This window comes from Sphingobacterium paludis, assembly GCF_004364125.1.
Classification (GTDB): Bacteria; Bacteroidota; Bacteroidia; order Sphingobacteriales; family Sphingobacteriaceae; genus Sphingobacterium; species Sphingobacterium paludis.
The window spans coordinates 19,344-41,962 of sequence record NZ_SNZV01000003.1 but is presented as its reverse complement, the minus strand read 5'-3'; the positions used below and the strand labels follow the sequence as shown (position 1 = coordinate 41,962).

The following is a 22,619-nucleotide window of genomic DNA, read 5'->3' as shown; positions in this document are numbered from 1 at the left end:
CAACGTGCAATGAGCCAATGGGACGGAAAATCTAAAGGAACACTCCTTGGCTATAAGATATTTGTATTTCTGATAAAAAAAGCAGGTGTCAGGGCGGCGTATGCTCTCCTTATCTTCGTGGCACTGTACTATTTCCTCTTCAATCCGAAAAGTTTCCGAGCGGTATACTATTACCTCCGGCAGCGTCAAGGTTACGGCTTTTGGACGGCATTTTGCGCTGTCTATCGCTTGTATTTTGTATTCGGTCAGACCATCATTGACAAAGTCGCTATTTCTGCAGGGTTGCGTGATCGGTTCACGTACGAATTTGATGGCATTGAAACACTGAAGGACGCGTTAGACGCCCAACGTGGGGGTATTTTAATATCTGCGCATGTCGGCAACTTCGAGATAGCCGATAAGTTCTTTGCCGATATCGATCTTAATTTTCAGATCAATTTGGTGACGGTGGATCAAGAACGAACACTAATCAAAGAGTATCTGGAAAGGATAAATGCGGAGTCGTCTGTGAAGTTTATCCATATCAAAGAAGATATGTCACATGTTTTCGAAATTGGGGATGCGTTATCCAATAACGAGCTCATTTGTTTCACTGGCGATCGATATTTCGAGGGTATGAAGACATTGGAGTGTAGCTTTCTTGGCAAGGAGACTTCGTTTCCTGCCGGGCCCTTCCATATCGCTTCGCGCTTGGGTGTGCCGGTAATCTTTGTCTATGTAATGAAAGAGAAGAATCTACATTATCATTTGTACGCACGTCGCGCAGAGCAGGTCAAGCGAAGAGATCCACAATCTTACTTGGAAGCCTATCGCACTAGCGTGGAGCAGATGTTAGCACGATACCCGCTGCAGTGGTTTAACTTTTTCGATTTTTGGTCATCGAACAAAAACAATTAAAAGAGACAATGAAAAGGGTTCTGTTTATTTATTTTTCTCAATCCGGGCAACTCGAAGAGATTGCTAAATCTATCGCAAAACCCTTTTTCGACGATGCATCCATAGCGGTCGACTTTTACGAAATAAAGATGGTGCATCGTTTTCCTTTTCCTTGGACATCCGACGCTTTTTTCAATACGTTCCCGGAGACATTTGCACAAATTCCGGAGGAGATACATCCCCCAGCAAATCATGTGCTTGATACACCTTATGATCTGGTCGTTTTGCATTATCAGGTTTGGTATTTGAGTCCGTCTATCCCTATAAATTCATTTTTGAAAAGCAACTACGCAAAGAAGATATTGGCCAATACGCCGGTAGTCACCGTGAGCGGCAGCCGAAATATGTGGGCGTTGGCACAAGATAAGGTCAAGGTTTTGCTGCAGCAGAATGAAGCGCTTTTAGTGGGCAACATTGCCCTAACGGATCGCCACCACAATTTGGTATCGGTGATTACCATTGTAGATTGGATGTTTTCTGGCAAGAAACGAAAGGCTTACGGGGTTTTTCCGAAGCCGGGTGTTTCAGAAAAAGAAATACAAACAGCAGATAAATATGGGAAAGTTGTGTTAACATGCCTAAAAAAAGGTATTTTTGAAGGTTTGCAAAAGCAACTGGTGCAAGAAGGCGCAATTGACTACCGATTTTTTTTGGTATCCATGGATCAAAAAGGAAACCGAATGTTTAAAATTTGGTCGTCCCTTATTCTCCGAAATCCAAGGAAAAGGAAGCGCCTCATCAGCCTATTTAAATACTATGTGGTGTTTGCCATTTATGGAATTTCCCCGATAGTTTATCTCATAGAGCTGTTCCTTTATCCGCTTTTATACTTTTTGAAGTATAGGCGAGAAAGGCAACATTACGAAGGAATTTAACATGAACGAAGTTTATATAAATAAAATAGCGAAATTTCTGCCCAACGCTCCTGTTGACAATGAGGGTATGGAGTCTTTTCTCGGGAAGATAAATGACCGGGAATCAAAAGCCAGACGAATTGTGCTGCGCAACAATGGTATAAAAACCCGTTATTACGCGTTGACCGAATCCGGATCACCCACCCATACGAATGCTGAGCTTACCGCTGAGGCGATCAACGGCCTTTTCGACGATGCTTTTAAAGCAACGGATATGGAGTTGCTGTCCTGTGGCACCTCTTCGCCCGATTATTTAATGCCCTCGCATGCGGTGATGGTACATGGCGAGCTCGGAAATCGAAATGTAGAAGTGAATTCTGCTGCCGGAAACTGTTGTGCAGGTATGAATGCGTTGAAATTTGGATTTTTGTCTGTAAAATCAGGTAATACGAACAATGCTGTTTGTACCGGTTCGGAAAGAATGTCTTCCTGGATGTTAGCAGACCATTTCAATAAAGAGGTCGAGAATCTTAAACAATTGGAGCAACAGCCTATCATCGGTTTTAATAAGGATTTTTTAAGGTGGATGTTGTCTGATGGTGCTGGAGCTATGCTTTTGGAAAACGAAGCCAAAGGCGAGATGTCTCTAAAAATCGAATGGATGGAAGGCTACTCCTATGCGCATGAACTCGACGTATGTATGTACGCAGGCGCCGACAAAACCGAAACGGGCGCTTTAAAATCATTTTCGGACTATACGTCTGAGGAATGGTTGTCGAAATCCATATTCGCCGTGAAGCAGGATACCAAGCTGTTGGATAAACATATTCTATCCAAGGGCGTGGAAAGCATGAAGCTTGCTATGGAAAAAAACAACATTAGCCCTGCTGATATTGACTACCTGCTTCCTCATGTTTCTTCGCAGTATTTCGTCGACGGTTTATACCAAGGTTTTGCCGATGCGGGTATTGAAATAGAACGAAGTAAATGGTATATGAATTTGCGTGACGTGGGTAATGTCGGTGCGGGATCGGTGTACTTGGTTTTAGAAGAGCTTTTCCATAGTGGAAAGTTGAAAAAAGGGCAACACATCATGCTTTGTGTTCCGGAAAGCGCTCGGTTTACGTACGCTTACGCTTATCTAACCGTGTGCTAATGAATTTGCCGATAGCCGGGCCCCAGCTCCTAAACCTTATCCCGCAACGTCCGCCGATGGTGATGGTATCCGGTCTGGAATTGTATTCTGCAGCCGATTTGACGGCGAGTTTCCTCATCGAAGCTGACAATATTTTTGTTCAGGAAAACACCCTTGTCGAGAGCGGTTTATTGGAGCATATGGCACAATCGGTTGCCCTGCATACGGGCTTTGGTTACCATTTGCGTGGCGAGACGGCTCCTGTAGGCTACATCGGTGCGATGCAGCAGGTGGAGATTTTTGCTTTGCCAACGGTTGGCGAGCAGATCTACACGAATGTGCAACTCATTCAAGAGTTTATGGGTGTCACTTTGGTAGAAATTATTACTAAATTAGATGAAGTGATCATTGCCAAATCGCAAATGAAGACGGTAATAGCAGAAACATAATGGCTGAATACGTATACAATACCCTTATCCATATCGAGGATTTTCTCCCCCATAGATCGCCCATGCTGATGGTCGATTCTATTTTGGATATTTCAGAAAACCATGTAGTCTGTAGCTTTGTTGTTCAGTCGGATAATATTTTTTTAGAAGATGGTTATTTTCAGGAAGTCGGCCTTATGGAGAATATGGCACAAACCTGTTCGTCCATTGTGGGACAGCGATTCTACAGTGCAGACTATGATCCTGCTTCTGACAAGAGAATAATAGGATTTATCTCGGGCGTGAAAAACATGACGATCCTGAAGCTGCCTGTGGTAGGCCAGCGGATTTTGACCGAGTCAACGCTAACATCAAAATTTGATGGCGACGATTACTCCATTTGCACCATGGTTGTAAAAGCGAAGCAAGACCAGGAATTGTTGTCTACAGCCGAGATAAATTTGTATTTAAAAAAGCAATAACAGCGATGAAAAAATCAGAAGTACCTCAAGATAATGGGCGGGTTTTTGAAAAAGGATCGAGGGAGCTCTATTACGCAGTTGACGACGACGGGCAGTATACCACGCAGTTAAGTACCGGCTGGGATGCGAAAACCGTTGTTCAAGATCAGACGATGTTAGCGCTGCAGGAACGGATAGACAAAGCTCAGCAAGATGTCCGCAAAGGTGAGGTAAGTCCTATCGTATACTTTATGGAGTTGCGTCGAATGGATTGGCAGTTGTTAGCAGATTACACCGGCTTTTGGAAATGGCGTGTAAAACGACATGCTAAGCCGGCGGTATTTAAAAAGTTGAACGATCGGACACTCGCGAAATATGCGGATACATTCGATATCAGTGTGGAAGAATTAAAAAATTATAAAGGCGATTAATGCAACTGAATTTTGAACACCAGATAACGGCGCATTGTGAGAACGGCGTTGCATCCAATCTACTTAAAAATAAAGGGCTGCCCATTAGCGAGCCTATGGTTTTCGGTATCGGATCCGGACTTTTTTATGTGTACTTACCCTTTCTCAAGGTCAACCATGCGCCAGGTTTAAGTTACCGCCCCGCCCCGGGATGGATCTTTAATCGTTTGGCGAAAAGGCTTGGGCTGAAGATCAAAAGACTCAAATTCTCGGACAAGAAAAAGGCGCAACAGGTGCTCGATGAGAATCTGGCCAATAATATTCCTAGTGGATTGCAAGTGGGCGTGTACCATCTTCCGTATTTTCCGGAAGATTACCGCTTTCATTTCAATGCGCATAACCTTGTGGTTTATGGAAAAGAAAATGGTAAGTACCTCATTAGTGATCCGACTATGGAAAGCGTACATACACTTACCGAAGCCGAGTTGGAGAAAGTGCGTTTTGCAAAAGGGGTACTCGCGCCGCGAGGACATATTTATTACCCGATATACATTCCAGAGAAAATTGACTGGGAGAAAGCTATTACGAAAGCGATAAAGAAAACCTGTAGCGACATGTTGGCCCCGGTACCTATTATAGGCGTTCGCGGCATGCGTATGGTGGCTCGCGCGATACGAAATTGGCCTAAAAAGGTAGGTGTAAAGAAAGCGAACTATTATTTAGCGCAAATGGTACGCATGCAAGAAGAGATCGGGACCGGCGGCGGCGGATTTCGCTACATCTATTCGGCTTTCTTACAGGAGGCGGGTCAGAAAATCAACAATCCGGCATTGGTAGCGCTTTCGCAAGAGATGACCAGCATCGGTGATCTGTGGCGCGATTTTGCCGTGGATGCTTCTCGCGTATACAAGAACAGAAGCAATCATGATGATGTGTATAATAAGCTATCCAATGATTTGCTGCACTTAGCAGATTTAGAAGAAGCTTTTTTTAGAAAATTGAAAAAGTCCGTGTGAGCGAAATCGTTATACATATTAGCGAGCTTTCTAAAAAGTACCGAGGCGCCGATAGTTTTGCCCTGGAAAGGCTGAGTTTGGATATCTTTCGAGGTGAAGTCTTTGGGTTGTTGGGTCCGAATGGCGCTGGTAAGACTACGCTTATTTCTATTCTATGTGGTTTGATAAGCCCAAGTTACGGATCGTTCACTATTCAGGGGTTTTCCTACGGAACGTCTGCGGCACAGCTAAAAGCGTCTATTGGCATCGTGCCGCAGGATTTCGCATTGTATCCTTCGTTAACGGCGAAGGAAAACCTGCTGTATTTCGGAGCGATGTATGGCCTCAAGGGCAGAGCCCTATCGACAGAAGTCGATCAGGCATTAGAAAGCTTAGGACTTGCCGCTCATAGCGGCAAACGCGTGCAGACATTTTCCGGAGGAATGAAAAGAAGGGTGAATCTATTGGCGGCGGTGCTACATAAGCCTGCTGTACTTTTTTTGGATGAACCGACCGTAGGTGTAGACGTCCATTCCAAAAAAGCTATCCTCGATTATCTCCAGAGGCTCAATGAAAGCGGGACAACCATTGTGTATACCTCACATCATCTGATGGAAGCACAGGAGTTCTGTACCCGGGTGGGTATTATCGAATCGGGGCAGTTATGGCGTATCGGCACGCCCGATAGCCTTATTTCATCTGTTCCTGGCGCGAAGAGTTTAGAGGATGTATTTATTGATCTAACAGGAAAGGGATTTCGGGATGTCTAAGTTTATGATGTCTATCCGCAAAGAAATGCTTTTACTAGCTCGCGATACGGGCGGTATTGTCATTCTTTTTGTTATGCCCATGATATTGCTGCTAGCGGTTACCATGGTGCAAAGCGGTTCCTTTGATTCCCTTTTGGGAAGCCATATGGACGTGCTATTGGTGGATAACGATGGGGGGGACATCGCTAAACGCATACAGGACCGCTTTAGCGATGATGATAATTTGTCATTGGTGACCACTCTTGATGGAAAACCCATCGATGAGCTAGCCGCTAAACGGCTCGTGCACGAGGGTGCTTATCAACTTGCCATTGTGTTACCGCGGGAGTTAAGTAGCGATCTGAACGTACACGTTAAACAGAACGTTGATAACATTTTAGCGGAATTTGATTTCAGTAGTGACAGTACGCAGAAAAAGCCTATCGCTGTGGCCCCAAAAGAAATTAAACTCTACTTTGATCCGGCAACGCAGGCCTCTTTCAAAACGGCCGTCAAGATGTCCATCGACAAGTTAGTGTCTAATATTGAATCCCAGACCATCTACCGTATGTTCCAAGAAGAACTAGGTGAGGGTGCTGATCGGCATTTTCAGGAACAGCAATTCATTTCTTTTAAGGAGGTCGATGATGCAGACGATACCATACAGACCATTCCCACTGCCGCTCAACACAACGTGCCGGCTTGGGCTCTTTTCGCTATTTTTTTTATTGTCGTTCCGCTTTCCATCAATATTGTAAAGGAGAAATCGCAAGGAACGATGGTTCGTATTCGAACCAGTCCAACTTCTTACGCACATTTTTTATTCGGGAAGACAGTCAGCTATGTGTTGATAAGCCTCATCCAGTTTTATCTGATGTTGCTCGTAGGGGTATACGTTTTTCCCTATATGGGGCTGCACCCTTTTCAGGTCGGCCATTATTTTTTCTTATTAAGCCTTATCGCGCTTTTCAGCGGTTTGGCGGCCGTAGGTTTAGGTATATTGATTGGTACAGTTGCCAGCACACAGGAACAATCAGCACCGCTTGGTGCTACGCTTACCGTAGTCTTGGCTGCTGTTGGCGGCGTTTGGGTGCCGGTGTTCTTAATGCCGACAATGATGCAAAAACTGGCCGTGCTATCGCCGATGAACTGGGCCCTAAGCGCTTTTTATGATGTGCTGCTGCGGCAGGGAGGAATTATGTCAATTGTTCCTGCTATACTTTTGTTATTTTCGTTTTTTATACTGACCCTATTTATTGCCGTAACCTATGATAAAAAGAAGAAAACCATATAATGTAAAAACGGCCTTGACCGAGAGCGTCACTATACCGGTGCGCTTTAGTGAGGTAGACTCCTTAGGTATCGTGTGGCATGGGCATTATATTTTATATTTTGAACAAGGTCGAGAGGCATTTGGTAAGACATACGGAATCGATTACCTGACGGTTCAGAAAATGGGCTATACAACGCCGATAGTAAAATCGACATGTGAACATAAACTGCCCCTACGGTATGGCGAGAGCGCACGTATTGTGACCACCTTCTCGGATACACCGGCTGCGAAGATGATTTTCTCCTATCAGATTTTCAATGAACAAAACGACTTGGTTTGCCAAGGTGAAACAATACAGGTATTCTTAGACCGGGATAACAATTTGGTATTAAACACGCCAGATTTTATGCTTGACTGGAAAAGAAAGGTAGGTTTGCTTTGAGCTTCGGGGGCGCTGTATATATCCATGATTTTAACTGCTTCACGCCGCTGGGCAAGGATGCTGACGCAAACTGGGCAGCGCTTGTGGCAGGCTATGGCGCCATCAAACCCCGTAAGATTGGCTTTCTAGACGAGGTGTATGCCTCGCAGATCGGCACTTCCATAGCGGAAGTGGATGAGGCAGTTGGGGAAGGCCGTTTGGCCTATATGCTGTCGCAAGCCATGGCACCGATATTAGACAAACATAGGCCCACGCCACGTACGGCACTGGTATTAGCGTCTACAAAAGGTGAAATAGGCTATTTGGAAAAAGGAGAGAAAAAAGAAGCTGAGCTTTATCGACTAGCAAAAAAGATAGCGGCAAAAGCAGGCATACGGACAGAGCCTATTGTGGTGTCCCATGCTTGCGTTTCCGGCGTTTTAGCCATCAATGCGGCGAAAAGGCTGATTCAAATGAATCAATATGACGAAGCCATTGTTTTGGCGGGAGATGAATTGAGCGCATTTGTGCTGTCCGGATTTCAAGCATTTCAGGCCCTAAGTCCTTTTCCCTGTAAGCCGTTCGATGCGGATCGGGCAGGAGTTTCTTTAGGAGAGGCCAGCGCATGTTTGTTCTTATCTCGGGAGCCCAGTATGTTTACGATCCGCGGTGAGGGGGCAATCAATGATGCGAACCATATTTCCGGACCGTCACGTACAGGCGAAGGTCTTTTTAGAAGTATTGGCACCGCATTACATGAGGCTAAATGGGAAGCAGGCGCGATAGAATTCATTGCTGCGCATGGCACCGCAACAGTCTATAACGATGAAATGGAAAGCATCGCCTTTAATCGCTTAGGCCTATCAGGCGTGCCGATAAACAGTTTAAAAGGCTACTATGGTCATACCCTTGGTGCCTCCGGACTATTGGAAACGGTCATCACGTTGAAATCCATGCAGGAAGGAATTTTACTTCCTACGTTGGGCTTTGAACGTTTAGGAACGTCGCAGCCACTAAACGTTTTGGGCGGGGTGACGGAAAAAAAGGTTCAACGTGTTTTAAAAACGGCCTCAGGTTTTGGAGGTAGCAATGCAGCAATATTGATCGAGAAGATATGGTAGAAGCAGCGTATATACAAAAGGTGTGTGTCGTGCGTGCAAAGGAGGTTGTCGTGGATGCGGTTTCGCGTTTCTCGTCCGACGATGCATCATTCGTGGATTTTTACAAAAAAGCCTTTCGAGAGCTGAACCCCGACTATCCAAAGTTCTTTAAGATGGATGCCCTCAGCAAGCTTGCCGTTTTAGCCGCCGAATATTTGCTGGAAGGTGAAAGCCTAGATGATTTGGCATTGGTCTTGGCGAATCGCTCAGGGAGCTTAGATACCGATGTTCGTCATCAAGCAGCTATTCAGCATGAAGGGGAATATTTCCCTAGCCCGGCGACCTTTGTGTACACCTTAGCCAATATATGCGCCGGTGAAATAAGTATTCGGCATGGTTTGCAGACCGAGAATGCCTTCTTTGTTTCGGAAAACTATCCGATCGATACGGCGTTTTCCTATACCGAATACCTGTTGAAATCCGGAAAGGCATCACAGGTGCTGTGCGGCTGGGTTGAACTTTTTGAAGAAAAATATGAGGCTGTTTTGTATCTTGTTTCCCCTAAAGGAACCAAAAAACACACAGCAGAAAACATTAAAGCGTTATTTGCATAGGCATTTACGAAATTGTGCGATGCAACAACCGAACAATATTATTTATAAAATAGAAATGGCAGAGTTAAAAGAAGAATTAAAGGGGAAGATTATCGAAGTGTTGAATCTTGAAGATATCGCTGTGGCAGATATTGCTGATAGCGATCCATTATTTGGCGAAGGCTTGGGCTTAGACTCTATTGATGCATTGGAATTAATCGTATTGATGGATAAGGAATACGGTATTAAGTTGTCAGACCCGAAACAGGGAAAATCGATTTTTCAATCAATCGATACCATGGCGGCTTACATTGCCGAAAACCGCACGAAGTAATGGCGGGGGCGGGCGTTGCCATCACCGGAATAGGGATCATTTCATCGATAGGAAAAACGATGGAAGAGAGTCAACAGGCACTATTGTCTGGTACTCATGGCATTTCTCGTATTGAACATGTTGACACCAAGCTGCGAGACAATATATGGGTTGGGGAGATCAAATACTCCAACGCAGAGCTTGCCGACCTTTTGAAACTACCGGCTGGGCATAATTACACACGCACAGCCATGTTGGGGTGCTATGCCGCGCAAGCAGCAGTAGCATCTTTAGGAAGCTGCGATATGGATGCCTACAAAACGGGTCTTATTTCGTCCACCAGCGTGGGAGGTATGGATTACACAGAACGATATTTTTATAAATACTTGGAAGATCCGGCGCTACATCCTTATATCAGCACGCATGATGCAGGTGATTCCTCGCACAAAATAGCCGACTACCTGGGCATTCAGGGATTGGTGACTACAATCAGCACGGCTTGCTCTTCTGCCGCTAACGCCATCATGATGGGGGCGCGGTTAATTAAACATGGACGATTAGACCGCGTGATTGTCGGTGGAACGGATGCCCTGAGCAAATTTACCATCAACGGTTTTAATACGTTGATGATCTTGAGTGATGAGCTATGTCAGCCATTTGACCAAGATCGTAAGGGGCTTAATCTTGGTGAAGCCGCCGCTTATTTGGTATTGGAATCTGAGGAAGTGGTTCGTAAGGAAAATCGCAAGCCACTGGCCTATCTTGCTGGTTATGGTAATGCGAATGATGCATTTCATCAAACCGCGTCATCTGACAATGGAGAAGGGGCGTTCTTAGCGATGGAGAAAGCATTTACCGTAGCAGGTTTGTCAGCTTCGGCGATTGACTACATCAACGCACACGGCACCGCTACCCCGAATAACGACCTATCGGAGGGACGAGCTTTGCAGCGTATTTTTTCGGATGATATGCCTCTCTTCAGTTCGACAAAAGCATTTACCGGACATACGTTGGCGGCGGCCGCGGCCATAGAGGCCGTATTTTGTATCGTGGCGCTGCAACAGCAAATCGTGTTTCCAAATCTTAATTTCAAAACGCAGATGGAAGAACTGGATTGCTCTCCCCAGACCGAAGCGCGTCCCGCGCAGTTGGAGCACGTGCTATCAAACTCATTTGGCTTTGGAGGTAACTGTTCATCTCTAATTTTTTCAAAGGCGTGAAAAGAAGTATATACATCAACGGCATAGGAGCGGTGACCGCACAAGGTGTTTGGCGGGCAGATTTCTTTGTTGAATCGCATCCCCTACAGCATGCTGTGAACGCTGTACAACAGCCATCTTACAAGGAGCTGATTAGTCCAGCCATGGCGCGGCGCATGTCGAGGGGTATCAAAATGGGGATCTATGCCGCGCAGCAAGCCCTTGATGAGGCGCATATTACCATCCCTGATGCCATCATCACGGGAACCGGTTTAGGTTGCTCGGAAGACTCCGAAAAATTCTTACGCAATGTTTTAGATAACGAGGAGCAGTTTCTGACCCCAACCGCTTTCATCCAGTCTACACATAACACAGTAGCTGCGCAGATTGCGTTGCGTTTAGGCTGCAAGGGATATAATTTTACCTACGTCAATCGTTCGGTGTCTTTCGAATCTGCTGTGCTCGACGCCTTGATGCAGCTACACGATGGGGAGGCAAGCTCCATTCTTGTCGGTGCGGTAGACGAAATTTCGGATCATACAGCTCGTTTGCTGCAGCTTATCGGGTATATTAAACCATCGGATGTGCATGAAACGGTGAAGGAAAGTAAAAGCCCGGGCGCAAATTACGCGGAATCCGCGACGTTTTTTACGCTGTCGCAAGAAAAGACGGCGCAATCGTATTGCGAAATTTTGGATCTGTGCTTGCAAAACAAGGTGTCGCAGTCCGAACTTCCTACATTTGTAGACAAATTTCTGAAAAAGAATGGCTTACAGCTACAGGATATAGACGCTCTCGTATTAGGTTACAGCGGTGATTCCGATTTTGATGGATGGTATGAACAGGCAGAGCAGCTTTTTGATGCTACAGTATCGTTATACTACAAACATCTTGTTGGGCAGTGCGATACGAGCTCCGCGTTTGGTTTAGCTATGGCTGCACAGTTTGTTAGCGACCAAGCTATACCGGAGACTGCGCAATATAACACCACAACCTTAGATAGACCACTTAAAAATGTATTGCTGTACAACCAGTTTCGTGGTGAAGATCATTCATTGGTTCTTGTCAGGTCATGCTAAAGCATAAGCTTCTGTTTCCGGTATTTGCGGTGCTTGGCATTGCCGCTTTGCTATATGCACTGCGGTCCGGAACGTGGGGCTTTTTTATTGCAACTATTGGTGTGGCTCTTGCTGTTACTGCATGGGGCTCTTTTGACATCCGCCTAGGGTATTTTACTACCGCGAAGTTCCGGAAAAACAACCCACCGCAAAAGGTCATCGCCTTGACTTTTGACGATGGGCCATCGTCGCACACCGTTGAGATACTTGATCTTTTGGCTCGCTATCAGGCTAAGGCCACTTTTTTCTGTATTGGCAAGCAGATCGAGCAATACCCCACTATTTTTAAACGGATTATCGAAGAAGGGCACAGCATTGGAAACCATACCCGTACACATTCGCATCGTTTTGGTTTTTTAAATACCGCGCAGGTTATCGCTGAGATCGAAAATTGTGATACCATTATCGCCCAATTTTTAGGCCATACGCCGGCTTTGTTCCGCCCGCCGTTCGGCGTGACTAATCCTTCGGTGGCGAAAGCAGTCGAAGTATTGAATAAGCAGCTTATCGGTTGGAGTAATCGTTCATTGGATACCGTCATCACGAATGCGGATAAAATTTACGAACGCGTAAAGTCGAGGCTTCGCTCTGGTGATATTATCTTATTGCACGACACATCGCAGCGTAGTGTTTATGCAGTATCAAAGCTGTTGGCGGATATGAAAGCTGAAGGTTATGCCTGCGTTTCTGTAGATGATTTGTTAAATTTGCCCTTATATGAAGACTAGCGCATTTTATTTTTTTCTTTTTTTCGTCCCCTTTTTTCTCGGGGCGCAGACACGAAAGATGACCGCGGCAGAGGTCACCACTTTTCAGCAAAAGCTTAAGAAGGTGGCCGAAGTGAAGAGCCTGTCTGCTGATTTTGTTCAGTATAAACATGTGAGCTTTATGAAAAAGCCTGTAGAATCCGCAGGAAAGGTGTACGTCAAGCAACCCAATAAATTGAGTTGGGCGTATGTAAGTCCGTTTCAATACAAAATGGTGTTTAGAGATGGGAAGGTCTTTATCAATGATCAGGGTAATAAAAAAACGCTCGACATTGGAAATAGCAAGCAGTTTGAGAAGATCAGTACGTTGATTTCTTCCAGCATGAAGGGCGGCGGTTATGATGAGAAAGAGTTTGCAGTATCCTATTTCAAAAAAGGAAATGCCGATCTGGTGAAACTTATTCCGAAGTTGAATGACGCCAAAAAATATGTAAAAGAAATCGAGCTTTTATTCTCGACGAAGGATGGGCAGGTAGAAGAAGTGAAGCTGATTGAGCCATCCAATGACTATACCCGCTTTGTTTTAACAAATAGAAAAATAAATACAGGAATTGAAGATGCGGTTTTTAATCTTTAGTGTAGTGCTTATTGTTTCATTTAGTTCCTGTGGGACGTATAAATTTCCGAATGCTGTTGGCGTGCGGGAGTCTACGCAGCAGGAGCTTAATAGCTACTATGTAGATACGACGCAAACGTATGTATACCGGTTCAATATGCAGGCCTTTAAGCAGGCGCAAAACGGTAATCTTCTAATAGAGACGCAGGCACCCGAAATTCATCGCATAGCGATGATCAGCGATTTCGGTCAGACACTTTTTGATATCAGCATTTATCCGGATCGGTATGATTTGCATTATGCGATGCCTGACCTGAATAAAAAGCTGCTTTTACGGGAGGTTACTGATATTTTTAGAACGCTGACCGCTCGTCGCTATGCCCAGTCTGCGCTTTTATTCATGGACAAACAGCACTTTCCGGTCTATGAGGTCGACCATACTTATTATACGCTAAAGGAGCGGCATGTGGCGCAGATCTTGCGCACAAAAGCAGGGAAAGAAAGATTTACGATAGAATTTTTGGATGTTGACCAACGTATCGCGGAGGCTATACGGGTTACACATGCCAAGTATCCGATCACATTGGATTTTAAGTTGGACAGGAAACAAAGTAATTTATAATACGAAGAATGAGTTTACTACAGGGATTTTATCAAGTGGAGCAATTTGTTGAACAGGGAGCTGGCAAACATGTGGCATCAGTGCGTTTAAATCCGCATCACGCCATATTTCAAGGTCATTTTCCTGGTAATCCGGTAACGCCAGGCGTGTGCATGATGCATATCATAAAGGAGCTCAGCGAGCTTATTGTGGACCGGCCTCTTTTTTTATGCAAATCGTCCAACGTAAAATTTATGGCGCTCATTAATCCGGAACACAATCCGCTGTTGCGGCTGGAGCTCGATCTCAGTGAAGGGGACGACGGCACATTGAAGGTTAAAAACGTGACTACATTTGGCGACACTGTGGCATTGAAATTGACAAACGTTTATAAAAATAAGGAAGCATAGCAAATGAAAACGGTATTGTTGGTTTTTCTAATAATGGTATCGCGTGGAGCGGTAGATTTGACTTCCGTGAGAAAAAATTTTGAAGAAGCCAAAGATTCGAAGGCAGTTACAGAAAAACTCTACACGATGTTGTGCAACTACCGAGAAGACGATCCCTTGCTTATCGGTTATAAAGGTGCTTCCTTTACGCTGAAGGCGCGTTATGAGCAAGGACGATCGGAAAAACGAGAGATGGTGGCGCAAGGGATTAAAACAGTAGAAGGGGCGATAAAATTAGCACCTAAAAATATAGAACTTCGTTTGATACGACTAGCCGTACAAGAAAATTCTCCTAAAATTCTGAAGTACAAGATGAACATGCAGGAAGACAAGCAGCTGATAGTTGCTAATTTTGCGGCGCAACCTGCCGAGGTGAAGTCCATGATCAAGCGGTATGCGAAACAGTCGGCATTTTTTACGGCGGAAGACGCGAAAAAAATAGGGAACTAGGGGTATTCAACTATGCAGGAAGAGGTAGCAGAAGCCAGAGAAAAGCAAGCCGTTGTCATTATTGTACCCACCTACAATAATGCGAAAACGCTTGTACGTGTTTTGGACGGTATTCATGCTTACACGAACCGCATTATTGTGGTCAACGATGGTTCTACCGACGGCACGGCCGATATTCTTCTTCGCTACCCGGGACTAGATATCATTACATTTGCGCAAAACAAGGGAAAGGGTGCTGCGTTGCGGGCGGGTATAGCCAAGGCCAGAAAACAGGACTATGACTACGCCATAAGTATCGATTCCGATGGGCAGCACTTTCCGACAGATATCCCTGCGTTTAATGAGGTGCTACAACAGGCCACGAAGCCAGTGTTATTGATTGGCAGCCGAAATATGAACCACGACTCGGTTCCTCGCAAAAGCAGCTTTGGCAATCGCTTTTCAAATTTTTGGTTTTGGTTTGAAACCGGAATTAAGCTCACAGACACCCAGTCTGGATTTCGTGCTTATCCCTTAAAGGCCATTTCCAAAAAGTTTTACACCAAAAAGTTTGAGTTTGAAATCGAAATCATCGTACGCGCCGCCTGGCGTGGTATTGAGGTGAGGAATATTCCTATCCAAGTGCTTTATGATCCTGCAGAACGTGTGTCGCATTTTCGGCCTTTCAAGGATTTTACGCGTATTAGCATCTTGAATACGGTATTGGTTTTTTTGACCTTTTTCTATATCCTTCCGCGCAATTTTTTTAGAAGCTTCAAAAAAAAAAATCTAAAAGATTTTATTAAGCAAAACATTTTAGGAAGTCAGGATTCGCCAGAGAAGAAAGCACTTTCTATAGGACTCGGTGTCTTTATGGGTATTGCTCCGGTTTGGGGCTTTCAAACAGCAATCACCATTACTTTAGCCGTGTTCTTGCGGTTAAACAAAGTGTTGGCATTCGCCTTTTCCAACATCAGCTTTGCGCCATTTATTCCCGTGGTTATTTATGCTTCGCTGCTTGTGGGCGGTTTACTTTACCCTTCTGATGCGACGCTCGACTTGGATCGCATCACGATGGATACGGTGAAGTCGCATCTTTGGCAGTATATCGTAGGCAGCATTATATTGGCGGCCGGCATGTCTGTATTGATCGGCTTCTCCAGCTACTTCTTTATGAAGTTTAATCAGCAGCGAACGATTTCAACCCGGTAATGGAAGCGCTATTCTACCATATCTATACAGCCGTACAAAGGCGTAAATTGCTCGCTGCGATCTGCGCACTCGTTTTTTTAATAGGCTGTAGCTTTCTGGCTGTGCAGATTCGATTTGAAGAAGATATTACCCAAATACTGCCCAAAAACGAAGATGCTGATGAACTATCCAGAGCATTGAAACAGCTTAACTTCTCCGATAAAGTTACCGTCATTTTCGAAGTCGAGGGGGCTATAGCAACACATCGTCTAACGGCGATGGCGGATGCGTTCATAGATTCCTTGGGTCGCGACACCGCATTTATAAAAGGTATCTCGGGCAAAGTAGGGCAGGACGAGGTGGAAGAAAGTTATGATTTTGTATACCGAAACCTGCCGTATTTTTTAGACTCATCGTCCTACGCCACGATTGAGCAGCGTATTCAACCGGACTCTGTCGTGCAGCGAACGGCCGGAAATTATCGAGCATTGATGGCACCGACCGGATTCGTGACAAGCCGATTTATTCAGAAAGATCCGTTAGGGATAGGGTTTATTGCCTTGCAAGAGCTCCGTGGGCAGGGTATCGGCGAGCATTTTATATTGCTTGACGGCTTCATCGCCAGTAAAGATAGCAGCAAAGTCCTGTTGTTTCTCGATCCGGTTTTTCAAGGAGCTGATACGGAACACAATACGGCCTTAGTCGCTTATCTGGAGTCGCTTCGTGAAGATCTTCAAAAAAAGTTTGCCAAGCAGTCTATATCGTATTACGGCTCCAGCGTTGTTGCCGTGGCAAACGCTAAGCAGATAAAGCATGATATCTCAACAACGGTTTTGATCTCCACAGCGGTGCTGATGGTACTATTGGTCTTTTTTTACCGAAAGATATACATCCCTGTCCTGGTATTTATACCGACCATATTTGCCGTGGCCTTTTCATTGGCTTGCTTGTATATGTATAAACCAGTGATCTCCGCCATTTCGCTCAGTATCGCCGCTGTACTGCTAGGTATTACCATTGATTACACGCTACACGTGTTGACACATTTTAAGAAATCGGCCGATGTAAAGACGCTCTATAAGGAATTGACACGTCCGCTTTTGATGAGTGGCGCTACTAATGCGGTGGCGTTTATCTGCCTGCTCTTTGTGCACTCATCCGCCCTTATTGACCTTGGTATATTTGCGTCGATCTGTATTTTCTCCTCTGCGGTATTCACATTGCTTATCATTCCTCACCTTTACCGACCGAAAAAGGAGCTTCGATACAATTCGTTGATCGATAAAATCGCTGCCTTTTCGTTTGAGCGTAACAAGCCGCTGATCGCGATCTGTGTGCTGCTGCTCGTTATAAGTGTGTTCAGTAGCAGGTGGGTCGGTTACAATAACAACTTAGCCGCGTTAAACTTCATGCCGGAAGATTTGCGTAAAGCGGAGCAGAAATTGGATTCACTACTCAATACCTCATCCAAGTCGCTTTATCTTGTAGCCACTGGAGACAGCTTTCAGCAGGTTGCACGGAAGGCTGATCAACTTTACGTTTCTCTGACCCGGGCAAAGCAAGCCGGGGAAATTTTAAATTATTCCGGGCTAACAGCGGTGCCGCTTGCAGAAACTGCTCAACATAGGCATATCCAAGCTTGGCAATCCTTTTGGACAAGCGCGCGCATTTCTGATCTGCGCTCTCGCCTGGTAGCAGCAGGACAACAGTATGACTTCGCGCCAGATACACACGATGAATTTTACGCACGCTTGAACAGTAAACAACCTGGGCTTACCTTCGATGGGTTGATGGAAGCCAATTTTTTGGGGGCTGGCGATTTTATGGCTGCTCGTGATGGCTTCTATACGATATCGACGTTGGTGAAGGTCGACCCCGATCAGCGGGATACTTTTTTACAAAAGATCGAAAAAACCAATGATGTTTTGGTGGTCGATCGGCAAAACTTGAACGAACGTTTCCTTGGGCAGTTACGAGACGATTTTAATCGCCTTATTGGTTATTCGTTCATCGCCGTACTGCTGATCTTATGGGTGTTTTTCCGGCGCGTAGAATTAGTGCTACTGAGCGCTATCCCCATCGCTTTAACGGGGTTGATGACTGCCGGGCTGATGGGCCTATTCGGTTTGGAGTTTAATATCTTTAGCGCGATTGTGTGTACGCTGGTTTTCGGACACGGCGTAGACTTCAGCATTTTTATGACGGCGGCACTGCAAAAGCAGTACAGCACAGGCAAAGATGAATTGCAAACCTATCGAACATCCATCCTGTTGGCTGTGCTTACGACGATATTGGCTATCGGCGCACTTATTTTTGCAAAGCATCCGGCTTTGCTGTCCATCGCGTCGGTATCCCTCATCGGGGTTTTCGCAGCGGTTGTTATTACCTTCGTGTTTTACCCCATCTTATTTCGGTTTTTTATTTCTAACCGGGCGAAGCAGGGAAAATCTCCCTTTACGATCACGACACTGTTGTTTTCGACGTTATTTTTTGTGTACTATGGGCTTGGCACCATCATTCTGTCGTTTCTATGTCGAACCATTTTGATGATTCTGCCATGGACAGCGGAACGAAAAGACTACATCTTTAGAAAGCTAATGGCGCTTTTTATGAAGTCTGTTTTATATATGGATCCGCGTACAGCGAACAAAACTTGGAATCCCTATCAAGAGTCGTTTCGCAAACCTGCCGTGATCATCGCCAACCATAGTTCTTTTTTAGACACCTTATCTTTGGGTATGCTGATCCCCAAAGGGATCTTTCTGGTGAACGATTGGGTGTGGAACTCGCCAATTTTTGGGCGTGCTGTGAAAGCTTTAGGTTTCTATCCTGTAAGCCAAGGCTTGGAAAATGGCAAGAATGTGTTGAAAGATAAAGTAGATGCGGGCTATTCACTAATTGTGTTTCCGGAAGGCACGCGATCGTATACTAATGTGGTCAAGCGTTTTCATAAAGGAGCATTCTACCTCGCACAAGAATTTAACCTGGATATCGTTCCGGTCTATTTACTTGGCAATGCTGATGTATTACCCAAAGGCGATATGATGATCTTTGGAGGCGCACTCAACCCGGTTATCGGTGACCGTATTTCGCCAAACGATCAGCGTTTTGGGAATGACTACGTTGGTCGTACGAAGCGTATCAACAGTTACTTTCGCAAGCAATATAAGGAGTGGCGCTATCAGATTGAAGATGCAAATTACTTCAAGAACAAACTGCTGTTAGCGTATTATTTCAAAGATGAAGATATTGTGTATGCCGTAAAAAAGGATTTCGAGCAGTATGCGAAATATTACCGCATGCTTGATGCGTATCTCTCCGATCAGATAAAAATTGCTCACTACTCCGATACGCATGGACATTTTGATTACCTGTTATCGCTGCAACAAGGCAGACGTCATATCCTTGGATTTATTCAAGACGAAGAGAAGCGTTCCGTGGCAAGTAGTATCTATTGGCAGCAGCAGCGACAGGTTCGGTTTTCAGGTATTAGGGCTTGCGATGCAGAAACATTGGTGATACATCCGGAGACAGACCTCGCTCTTTTTCCGGTTGGTCTATTGCGAGAATTTCAAGAAATATATACTTTTAAGGAAGAAGCGCTGCTACAAAATGAAGGTTGGAAATCGGTAACGCTAAACGCAACGCTGATACGCTATGAAAAACAATCCGGATCAAGAGAAATATGATGTTGTCATCGTTGGTAGTGGCCTAGGCGGCTTGGTTACGGCAGTCACTTTAGCAAAAGAGGGGAAACGCGTTTGTGTATTGGAAAAAAACAATCAGTTTGGCGGAAACCTCCAGACTTTTGCCCGCAACAAAAAGCTTTTTGATACCGGTGTACACTACATTGGGGGGCTTGCGCCCGGACAAAATCTTTTCCAATATTTTTCGTACCTCGGTATTATGCCGCGCTTGCAGCTCCAGCAGATGCCGGTTGTTTTTGATCGTATTTTATTTGGCGATGAGGCTGCAAGCTATCCCATTGCGCAAGGCTACGGGGCTTTTATAGAACATCTTGCTGCGTCTTTTCCCGCCGAGCGCGCTGCACTCGCGCAGTACGTCGACGATTTAGAATACACCTGCCATGCCTTTCCGCTGTATTACGTAGCGGAGGGTGAAGGATACAAATCGGCGGTTATGCAGCAGAGTGTGAAGGCCTATATGGAAGCGTTGACAAGCAACGAAACACTACGTGCAGTTTTGATCGGCAACAATTTTTTATATGCTGGAGACGATGATAAAACACCCTTTTATGTTCATGCCCTTGCAGTAAATTCGTACCTGCTTAGTGCTTATCGTTGTAGGGTTGGCGGAAGTCAAATCAGTAAATTGCTTGTTAAAGAATTGCGGAACCTTGGTGGCGTGGCGATCAACCGTGCCGAAGTTTTGGCCGTGGAAACGGAGGCGGGTAAAATTGCGAGTGTAAGCACCCAACATAAGAAGCGCTTTGTCGCCGATCTTTTTGTCTTGAATATTGACCCCAAGCGCGCCCTAGAGCTCGTCGGGAGATCTCATTTCCGAAGCAGCTATTTTGATCGTATCCAAAATCTACCGGTTACCACCTCTTGTTTTAGTTTGCACCTTGTGCTCAAACCAAAGGCAGTACGCTATCAGGCCCAAAACCTGTATTATCACGATAGTGTCGAGTCCGTGTGGACAGCGACGCGCTACGCGCCAGCTGATTGGCCAACGATGTTTATGCTGTCTATGACTGCGGATCCAGCACAACCTGAATACGCCGATACGATAACGATCCTTACCTACATGCATTTCGACGAAGTAAAAGCATGGGAAAATAGTTTCAATACGGCGGTAAGCCCTGATTCGCGTGGTGAAAGCTATGCCGCTTTTAAACATGAAAAAGCCCAGCAATTACTCGACAAAGCGAGCGTGCATTTGCCTGGCCTGCGCGACAGCGTTGCCCAGCAGTACGTATCAACACCCTTGTCTTACCGTGACTACATCGGCGTGCATAGAGGGAATCTCTATGGACATCAAAAAGATGCAAACGATCCGCTGAAAACCTTCATCTCTCCCAAAACGAAAATAGATAATCTCTATATGACCGGCCATGCGGTGTACATGCACGGCATATTAGGAGTTACCGTTGGTGCGATGGCGACCTGCTCCGAGATATTGGGAAAGTCGTATCTATTCGAAAAAATCAAAGCTGCAACAAGTCAAGAAACAGATCTGTAGTTACGCGCAATAAGATTTCCGGTATGAGGTATGTAAGAAGATTTTTATATCTTCACAGAGCATGTGTTTTGAGGGCTTTTAACAAAAATTCTTAGCCTTACATGCGGGCTAGCAAAAAATATGAAAATGGAAGAAATGGCGATGGAGAGGCAAACAGCTGTCGAGATAAAAGCTTATCAGGAAGAACTGTTGCGAAGGCAACTACATTATCTGAACGAAAAATCCCCGTATTACCGGGCACTTTTTGCTAAGCACGAGATTGATGTATCGCGTATCCAGACATTGGAAGATCTCTCCCGTATTCCTACGACAAGCAAAGACGACATACAACAGCATAACGAAGAATTTTTCTGCGTAGAACCGAGCGAGGTCATTGACTATTGTTCCACATCCGGCACGTTGGGGCGTCCGGTCTCGTTCGGCCTTACAGAGCACGATCTGGAGCGTTTGGCCTACAATGAAAGTCGTTCCTTTAGAACGATAGGTATAGCGAAAGGTGACATCGTACAGCTGATGACGACGATGGATCGACGCTTTATGGCTGGGCTTGCTTATTTTTTAGGCTTGCGTAAGTTGGGAGCCGGTATTTTGCGCGTGGGTTCCGGCGTACCTCAAATGCAATGGGATTCTATTTTACAATACAAGCCTCGTTTTTTGATCGCTGTTCCGTCATTCCTCTTGAAGATGATTGAATATGCAGAACAACATGGTATAGATTATCGAAATAGCAGCGTAGAGCGTGTGCTTTGCATCGGCGAGTCCTTGCGCGATCAGCATCTTCAAGATACGCTGTTAACGAAGCGCATCCGAGAAAAATGGCCGATACACCTGCATTCTACCTATGCATCGACAGAGATGGGCGCGGCGTTTACCGAATGTGCTGCGTTTCAGGGAGGGCATGTACATGAAGATCTTATCATCACGGAGGTGCTTGATGAATTCGAAAACCCTGTTCCTGACGGCGAAAGCGGTGAGCTTGTGATTACCACGCTCGGTGTACAGGCTGTTCCATTGCTTCGCTTTAAAACTGGCGACGTGGTTAGGCGCTATAGCGAACCGTGCACATGTGGGCGCAATACCTACCGGATTGGCCCGGTAGAAGGGCGTAAACAGCATATGGTTAAATATAAGGGTACCACCTTGTATCCACCAGCCATGCATGATCTTTTAGCGGGTTTTCCGCAAATTGACCAGCATGTCATCGAGATACTAGGCAATGCTATCGGAACGGATGAGATTGTCGTATATATCAGCGCTAAAAATCCATCAGATGAGCTCTTGTCCGATATTAAAGATCATTTTCGCGCTAAGCTGCGCGTTACCCCCCGTATAGAATGGCGTGCCGCGGAAGAGTTGCAAAAGATAATCTTTAATCCCATGAGCCGAAAGCCTATTACTTTTATTGACAAACGCTAGTGGCCGGCCGAAGTCAACATTGC

General features: G+C 45.3%; 24 protein-coding genes. All 24 read left to right on the top strand.

Features of this window, described 5'->3' with window-relative positions; genetic code table 11:
* Positions 1–9: 9 nt before the first annotated feature.
* The 24 genes from B0I21_RS06180 (at position 10) to B0I21_RS06065 (ending at position 22,596) form a co-directional block, all read left to right on the top strand.
* On the top strand, positions 10–897 hold the full coding sequence (locus B0I21_RS06180; RefSeq protein WP_133639608.1) for an LpxL/LpxP family acyltransferase: 888 nt from the start codon (positions 10–12) through the stop codon (positions 895–897).
* An 8-nt stretch (positions 898–905) separates the two neighbouring features.
* Entirely contained in the window at positions 906–1,811 is a 906-nt protein-coding gene (locus tag B0I21_RS06175; protein WP_133639607.1) for an NADPH-dependent FMN reductase family protein, read from the top strand.
* 1 nt (position 1,812) lies between these two features.
* Positions 1,813–2,946 (top strand): beta-ketoacyl-ACP synthase III, encoded by a 1,134-nt coding sequence (locus tag B0I21_RS06170; protein ID WP_133639606.1) that lies wholly within the window; start codon positions 1,813–1,815, stop codon positions 2,944–2,946.
* Positions 2,946–3,374 carry a hypothetical protein gene (locus B0I21_RS06165; RefSeq protein WP_133639605.1) on the top strand — a complete coding sequence of 143 codons (429 nt, stop codon included), beginning with the start codon at positions 2,946–2,948 and terminating at the stop codon, positions 3,372–3,374. The genes B0I21_RS06170 and B0I21_RS06165 overlap by 1 nt, the downstream gene beginning before the upstream one ends.
* Positions 3,374–3,835 (top strand): ABC transporter permease, encoded by a 462-nt coding sequence (locus tag B0I21_RS06160; RefSeq protein ID WP_133639604.1) that lies wholly within the window; start codon positions 3,374–3,376, stop codon positions 3,833–3,835. The genes B0I21_RS06165 and B0I21_RS06160 overlap by 1 nt, the downstream gene beginning before the upstream one ends.
* Positions 3,836–3,840: 5 nt before the next feature.
* Positions 3,841–4,245, top strand: a complete 405-nt coding sequence (locus B0I21_RS06155) for a hypothetical protein (protein WP_133639603.1) — start codon at positions 3,841–3,843, stop codon at positions 4,243–4,245.
* Positions 4,245–5,240 (top strand): BtrH N-terminal domain-containing protein, encoded by a 996-nt coding sequence (locus tag B0I21_RS06150; RefSeq protein WP_133639602.1) that lies wholly within the window; start codon positions 4,245–4,247, stop codon positions 5,238–5,240. Before B0I21_RS06155 ends, B0I21_RS06150 begins: the two co-directional genes overlap by 1 nt.
* Complete coding sequence (locus B0I21_RS06145) at positions 5,237–5,989, top strand: ABC transporter ATP-binding protein (RefSeq protein WP_133639601.1); 753 nt, start codon at positions 5,237–5,239, stop codon at positions 5,987–5,989. Before B0I21_RS06150 ends, B0I21_RS06145 begins: the two co-directional genes overlap by 4 nt.
* Positions 5,982–7,262 (top strand): ABC transporter permease, encoded by a 1,281-nt coding sequence (locus B0I21_RS06140; protein WP_166637784.1) that lies wholly within the window; start codon positions 5,982–5,984, stop codon positions 7,260–7,262. Before B0I21_RS06145 ends, B0I21_RS06140 begins: the two co-directional genes overlap by 8 nt.
* Entirely contained in the window at positions 7,237–7,683 is a 447-nt protein-coding gene (locus B0I21_RS06135) for an acyl-CoA thioesterase (RefSeq protein WP_133639600.1), read from the top strand. Before B0I21_RS06140 ends, B0I21_RS06135 begins: the two co-directional genes overlap by 26 nt.
* The gene (locus tag B0I21_RS06130) at positions 7,680–8,783 is read left to right on the top strand and encodes a beta-ketoacyl synthase N-terminal-like domain-containing protein (RefSeq protein ID WP_133639599.1); all 1,104 of its coding nucleotides are present in this window, start codon (positions 7,680–7,682) and stop codon (positions 8,781–8,783) included. Before B0I21_RS06135 ends, B0I21_RS06130 begins: the two co-directional genes overlap by 4 nt.
* On the top strand, positions 8,777–9,376 hold the full coding sequence (locus B0I21_RS06125) for a beta-ketoacyl-[acyl-carrier-protein] synthase family protein (protein ID WP_133639598.1): 600 nt from the start codon (positions 8,777–8,779) through the stop codon (positions 9,374–9,376). Before B0I21_RS06130 ends, B0I21_RS06125 begins: the two co-directional genes overlap by 7 nt.
* Positions 9,377–9,431: 55 nt before the next feature.
* Positions 9,432–9,689, top strand: coding sequence for a phosphopantetheine-binding protein (locus B0I21_RS06120; protein ID WP_037496944.1), 258 nt, complete (start codon positions 9,432–9,434; stop codon positions 9,687–9,689).
* Positions 9,689–10,888, top strand: a complete 1,200-nt coding sequence (locus B0I21_RS06115; protein WP_133639597.1) for a beta-ketoacyl-[acyl-carrier-protein] synthase family protein — start codon at positions 9,689–9,691, stop codon at positions 10,886–10,888. The genes B0I21_RS06120 and B0I21_RS06115 overlap by 1 nt, the downstream gene beginning before the upstream one ends.
* Positions 10,885–11,946: a beta-ketoacyl synthase N-terminal-like domain-containing protein gene (locus B0I21_RS06110; RefSeq protein ID WP_133639596.1), complete on the top strand. Its 1,062-nt coding sequence runs from the start codon at positions 10,885–10,887 to the stop codon at positions 11,944–11,946. The genes B0I21_RS06115 and B0I21_RS06110 overlap by 4 nt, the downstream gene beginning before the upstream one ends.
* Positions 11,940–12,713, top strand: coding sequence for a polysaccharide deacetylase family protein (locus tag B0I21_RS06105; RefSeq protein ID WP_133639595.1), 774 nt, complete (start codon positions 11,940–11,942; stop codon positions 12,711–12,713). Before B0I21_RS06110 ends, B0I21_RS06105 begins: the two co-directional genes overlap by 7 nt.
* Positions 12,703–13,329, top strand: coding sequence for an outer membrane lipoprotein carrier protein LolA (locus tag B0I21_RS06100; RefSeq protein WP_133639594.1), 627 nt, complete (start codon positions 12,703–12,705; stop codon positions 13,327–13,329). The genes B0I21_RS06105 and B0I21_RS06100 overlap by 11 nt, the downstream gene beginning before the upstream one ends.
* Positions 13,310–13,930 carry a hypothetical protein gene (locus B0I21_RS06095; protein ID WP_133639593.1) on the top strand — a complete coding sequence of 207 codons (621 nt, stop codon included), beginning with the start codon at positions 13,310–13,312 and terminating at the stop codon, positions 13,928–13,930. The genes B0I21_RS06100 and B0I21_RS06095 overlap by 20 nt, the downstream gene beginning before the upstream one ends.
* Positions 13,931–13,938: 8 nt before the next feature.
* On the top strand, positions 13,939–14,319 hold the full coding sequence (locus tag B0I21_RS06090) for a hotdog family protein (protein WP_133639592.1): 381 nt from the start codon (positions 13,939–13,941) through the stop codon (positions 14,317–14,319).
* 3 nt (positions 14,320–14,322) lie between these two features.
* Complete coding sequence (locus B0I21_RS06085) at positions 14,323–14,808, top strand: hypothetical protein (protein WP_133639591.1); 486 nt, start codon at positions 14,323–14,325, stop codon at positions 14,806–14,808.
* A 12-nt stretch (positions 14,809–14,820) separates the two neighbouring features.
* Positions 14,821–15,999 (top strand): DUF2062 domain-containing protein, encoded by a 1,179-nt coding sequence (locus B0I21_RS06080; RefSeq protein ID WP_133639590.1) that lies wholly within the window; start codon positions 14,821–14,823, stop codon positions 15,997–15,999.
* Positions 15,999–19,667, top strand: coding sequence for a 1-acyl-sn-glycerol-3-phosphate acyltransferase (locus B0I21_RS06075; RefSeq protein WP_133639589.1), 3,669 nt, complete (start codon positions 15,999–16,001; stop codon positions 19,665–19,667). The genes B0I21_RS06080 and B0I21_RS06075 overlap by 1 nt, the downstream gene beginning before the upstream one ends.
* The gene (locus B0I21_RS06070; RefSeq protein WP_133639588.1) at positions 19,636–21,180 is read left to right on the top strand and encodes a phytoene desaturase family protein; all 1,545 of its coding nucleotides are present in this window, start codon (positions 19,636–19,638) and stop codon (positions 21,178–21,180) included. Before B0I21_RS06075 ends, B0I21_RS06070 begins: the two co-directional genes overlap by 32 nt.
* A gap of 120 nt (positions 21,181–21,300) precedes the next feature.
* Positions 21,301–22,596: a phenylacetate--CoA ligase family protein gene (locus B0I21_RS06065; protein WP_243835964.1), complete on the top strand. Its 1,296-nt coding sequence runs from the start codon at positions 21,301–21,303 to the stop codon at positions 22,594–22,596.
* Positions 22,597–22,619 lie beyond the last annotated feature (23 nt).